The sequence below is a fragment of the Acidovorax sp. HMWF018 genome (assembly GCF_003061035.1).
GTDB classification, from domain to species: domain Bacteria; phylum Pseudomonadota; class Gammaproteobacteria; order Burkholderiales; family Burkholderiaceae_C; genus Acidovorax; species Acidovorax delafieldii.
Genome location: NZ_QAIM01000196.1, coordinates 1 through 4605 on the forward strand (window position 1 = coordinate 1; position 4605 = coordinate 4605).

At 53.6% G+C, this 4605-nt stretch carries 2 protein-coding genes and 1 pseudogene; 2 read left to right on the top strand and 1 reads right to left on the bottom strand.

Annotated features, from left to right (window positions below; translation table 11 throughout):
• The first annotated feature begins 115 nt into the window (after positions 1-115).
• Both DBR23_RS07190 and DBR23_RS07195 read left to right on the top strand, forming a co-directional pair.
• Positions 116-1000 carry a site-specific integrase gene (locus DBR23_RS07190; RefSeq protein ID WP_233250314.1) on the top strand — a complete coding sequence of 295 codons (885 nt, stop codon included), beginning with the start codon at positions 116-118 and terminating at the stop codon, positions 998-1000.
• An 89-nt stretch (positions 1001-1089) separates the two neighbouring features.
• A pseudogene (locus DBR23_RS07195) lies at positions 1090-4083 on the top strand (Tn3 family transposase).
• Here DBR23_RS07195 and DBR23_RS29230 read toward each other — a convergent pair.
• Complete coding sequence (locus tag DBR23_RS29230; protein WP_146191267.1) at positions 4080-4568, bottom strand: hypothetical protein; 489 nt, start codon at positions 4566-4568, stop codon at positions 4080-4082. The pseudogene DBR23_RS07195 and the gene DBR23_RS29230 overlap by 4 nt on opposite strands.
• Positions 4569-4605 lie beyond the last annotated feature (37 nt).

Here is a 4605-nt window from a genome sequence, read left to right on the forward strand (position 1 = left end):
AGCCCGATGCAGTACGAACAACGCTGGTACGAGGCACAGCGCAAAAAGGCCGCGTGAATCGTGGGTTAAGAACTACACGAAACAGGGGCAAGGTCAGTACGCCAGGAATCGCTCCTTGATTCTTCTGGGATTTTGGAGAGGCTTTCGCTCTGACGAAATCGTTCGATTGCGTGTAGAAGACGTCGAAATCGTTCCTGGAGAAGGTCTGACTTGCTATCTGGGGCGCTCCAAGGGTGATCGCCAGAACCTCGGGCGGGAGTTCAAATGCCCAGCACTTTCACAGATGTGCCCGGTCAACGCCTTGAGCTATTGGAAGGTCTTGGCTGGATTGGAGTCTGGCCCGCTGTATCGAGGCATTGATCGATGGGGGCACCTGTCAAATACTGCGATGGCAGGCAGTAGCCTGATACCGCTGCTCCGCGCACTGCTGGATGCCGCTGGCGTGCCCGCATCTGAAGAGTTCAGTAGCCATTCTCTGCGCCGCGGCTTTGCCAGCTGGGCGCGCGACTCTGGTTGGGATCTGAAGGAGCTCATGAACTATGTCGGCTGGCGGGACGTCAAGTCGGCAATGCGTTATCTTGATACCTCAACACAGAAACTGCAGACAAGGTTTGAACAAAACCTTCCCACGCCGCTGACACCTCCACAGTCCGGCACACAAATTTCAGCGGATGAGCTCCAGCAAAAGGCTTTCTCGGCACCAACCGTCCCGCTAATAGCGCTGCGCGTCAAGTTGTCCCTCAGCCGTTTCAGCAAAATGTCTCGAGGGCTGACGCGGGCGCACCGCTTGATCGAAAAAACCTGCCTGGAACGCTATGCGATGCAGCGCTTGAACAAGGATGGCACCCTCTACACGATCGCGGTCCCGTCGCCGTCGCGCGAGGAGCTTTCAGAGGCCATCTATACCTTGTTGGACGACATGTACCGGGTTGCCGGAGACAGCGAATGTACCCTCGAAGCAACGGTTCAGGACATTGCAACGGGAGAGCGCTGGGAATAGTTTCCGGCCTGGGGGGACGCTGAAGACCAAAGCGGCCTGTAGCTATTGACAGGGACTCTGCGCATCTATGGCCTCGCATTGAAACCAAAATGACAACGCTAACCGAGACCGCCTATCCGTACCTCAAGCCCGAGATTTCCCCACATGAACTGAACACCGCGTTTACACCCACCAAGGATGAGGTCGCCTTTGTAGAAAGCCTGCGTGGGCGAAGTCTGCAGCGCGTGGCAACGCTGATGTACTTGAAACTATTCCAGCGCCTGGGCTTTTTCCCGCAGCTAAATGCGGTGCCCTCTGTCATCTGCGAGCACATTGCAGAGCAAATTGGACTCTCCATTGCCCCGCAGCAAAAAGATCTCAAACGCTTCGAGACGTCTGGCGGGCAGACGAAAACTCTCAATGCGGTGCGCGAGTTCATGAACGTGCGAAAGCTCGACGCAGACGGCTGGGAGTGGCTCAAACAACGGGCGACAGAAGCGGCTGATACCAAGCATTCAGTCGTGGATATTCTGAACGTGATGCTGGAGGAGCTCGCGCATCATCGCTACGAGCTCCCGGCGTTTTCCACGTTGGACCGCATGGCGTTTGGCGCCAGGGAGGCCAGCAACAGCAAACATTTTGCAAGCATCACCAATCAGCTGGACGAAAAGACCAAGGATTTGATCGACTCGCTGCTCAAGGTCGAGCCGGGTGAATCGGTCTCCGGCTGGCAGATGCTCAAACGAGAGCCCAAACGGCCCACCAATAAGGAAACTCGCAGCTACCTGCAGCATGTAAAACGTCTTCAGCACCTGGTCGAATTGCTGCCACGGCCTGAGATCCCGGTGCCCAAACTGAGGCAGTTCCGCCATCTTGCACGCGCGATGGACGCGGCAGAAATGACCGAGCTAAAACCGCTCAAGCGCTACGCATTGGCCGTAATCTTGATTCGCACGCGACATGCACAGGCGCTCGACGACGCTGCGGAAATGCTCATCCGCATGATGCAGAATTTGGAAAATTCGGCTCGGCAGAAGCTTCTGGAGTTCCAGCAAGACAGACTTCAGAAGACGGATATGCTGATTGGTCAGTTGCGCGATATTCTGGATGCCTACCAAATCAACGGAACAGATACCCAGAGAGTCCAAGCGATCGGGTCCACGCTAAAGGCCGATGTCGAAGCGCTGGTTTTGGACTGCGACGAACTCCTGGCTTACGCAGGCCGCAATTACCTTCCGTTCCTTCTTCAACCATACAAGGCAGTGCGCGCCCAGTTGTTGAACTGCGTGGAGATCACGGCGCCAAAATGCAGCTCTGACGACACGACCATGGAATCGATGATCGATGCATTGCATAGGCTGCGAACTTCCAGAAGCCAGACGGCGACACTCAGTGAACTGAACCTGGATGTGGGATCGTTGAAATGGATGCCGGCCCAGTGGCGAAAACTCGTTTTCGTCGACTTGGAAAATGCCCATGACGCCATCATCGATCGACGTTATTTCGAGCTCGCCGTTTTCCAGCAGATCAAGGAAGATTTAAAATCAGGGGATCTTTACATTAAGCACGGCGAACGCTACGATGATTATCGAGAGCAGCTGGTCGATGACAATACTCTGGCTGCAGAACTTGAAGACTATGGTCGGGTGACGGGGATCGAAACTACGCCGTCAGCACTCGTGGATATTCTGCGGCAGCAGTTACTCGCGAAAACGCAGCAAATCGACGACGCCTTTCCTAAGAATGCGCACGCAGAAATCATCGACGGGCGCCTCATTCTGAAAAAACCAGCCAGATCCGAGCTGTCTGCCGCCACCGTCGAGCTGGAACAGGAACTAACGCAAAGAATGGTGTCCACCGGCATCGTCGATGTCCTGACCGACGTCGAGTGATGGTTGGACTTACACAAACATTTCAGGCACGTCTCTGGCGCCGATAGCCGTCTGGAAGAGATTCGGATGCGCCTGCTGACCACTCTCTTTTGTTATGGCTGCAACCTGGGTCCCGAGCAAACCGCGCGCTCCATCAAAGGCATGAGTCGCAAGCAAATTGCATGGCTCAACCTGAAATACGTGACGGAAGACACCTTGGATAAGGCGATCACCTCCGTCGTCAATGCCTACGATAAGTTTGAACTTCCCGCATATTGGGGTACCGGAAAACACGCGTCTGCAGATGGAACAAAGTGGAATCTCTACGAGCAGAACATGTTGTCCGAATACCATATCCGCTACGGCGGCTATGGGGGCATTGGCTACTACCACGTATCGGACAAATACATCGCACTCTTCAGCCATTTCATATCGTGCGGAACCTACGAGGGTATCTACATTCTCGATGGCCTGATGGGCAATATGTCTGATATCCGTCCCGATACCATTCATGGTGACATACAAGCACAGAATTATGCGGTTTTCGCCTTGTCCTATCTGCTGGGTATCAAGCTCATGCCACGGATTCGTGGGATTAAAGACCTTAACCTCTATCGTGCCGGTCCGAAGGAAAAGTACAGCAATATTGAGCCGCTGCTGTCAGACTCAATCAACTGGAATTTGATCGAGACCCACTTGCCTTCGATGCTACGGGTCGCGGTGTCGATCAAAGTAGGAAAGATTGCACCGTCGGCGATTCTTCGGCGGCTAGGCTCTCAAAGCCGGCGCAACAAGGTCTACACCGCATTTCAAGAGCTCGGCAGGGTGGTGCGTACCTTGTTTCTGTTGGAATACATCGGCGATGTCGATCTGCGACGAGTCATTCACGCAGAGACAAATAAGAGCGAGCAGTTCAATGCGTTTGCCAAATGGTCTTTTTTTGGTGGCGATGGAATCATCGCCGAGAACCTGCGACACGAGCAGCGCAAGATCATCAAGTACAACCATCTCGTGGCAAACATGGTGATCCTTCACAACGTCCAAGGCATGACGCGAATTCTGAAGGACATGAAAGACGAGGGGACCGAGTTGACCGCAGAGATGCTTGGCGGCATTGCACCGCTAAGGCCGCGCCATATCAACCGGTTCGGCGACTACACGCTTGATCCGCGTCGAAAGGTAGCGCCAATGGACTTCGCGATGTCAATTTCTACTGGCAAATCAACAGCTTAAGTCATTTTTTGCCCGGATTTACATGAATCCCGGCCAACCCTCTTCAAGGCTTCAAGAGGATTGCGCGAGCTAACTTTATCCAAGCACGACTTCATTCGGTCACCAGTCGCCTCGTCATCTCGTTCGAGCCAACTGAAGGCTTGCTCTAACTCACCCCTCACAAGAAGCCAAGCAACGAATTTGAGCCGGGCATCTTCATCGAACGTTGCTGCCGATCCCACCAAATTAATTTGCTGAAACTCTAGTATTTCTTCTAAAGAAAGAGATTTAGCGATTATTTCAGAAACACGCTTTTTTTCTTGCGGCATCAAGCTATGAAGATATTCAAGGCCTACCGCTATGTCTTTGGCGAAGCCGCCCGTTCCAGCCAAGTAGGCTTCGCCGACCTTCAGCTTGGCCTCCTTGTCACCATATTTCGCGAGTGATCTAACAGGCTGCTGAAATACTCCCCAGCGTCCGAACCTGTTCAGCGGCTGTAGCCGCATTTTTCCGTATCCTGAAAGTCAACCCCTCAAAATCGCC

Bases quoted from the DNA above. Each gene is read 5' to 3' on its own strand.
- DBR23_RS29230 (WP_146191267.1), bottom strand. From the start codon at position 4,568: ATGCGGCTACAGCCGCTGAACAGGTTCGGACGCTGGGGAGTATTTCAG.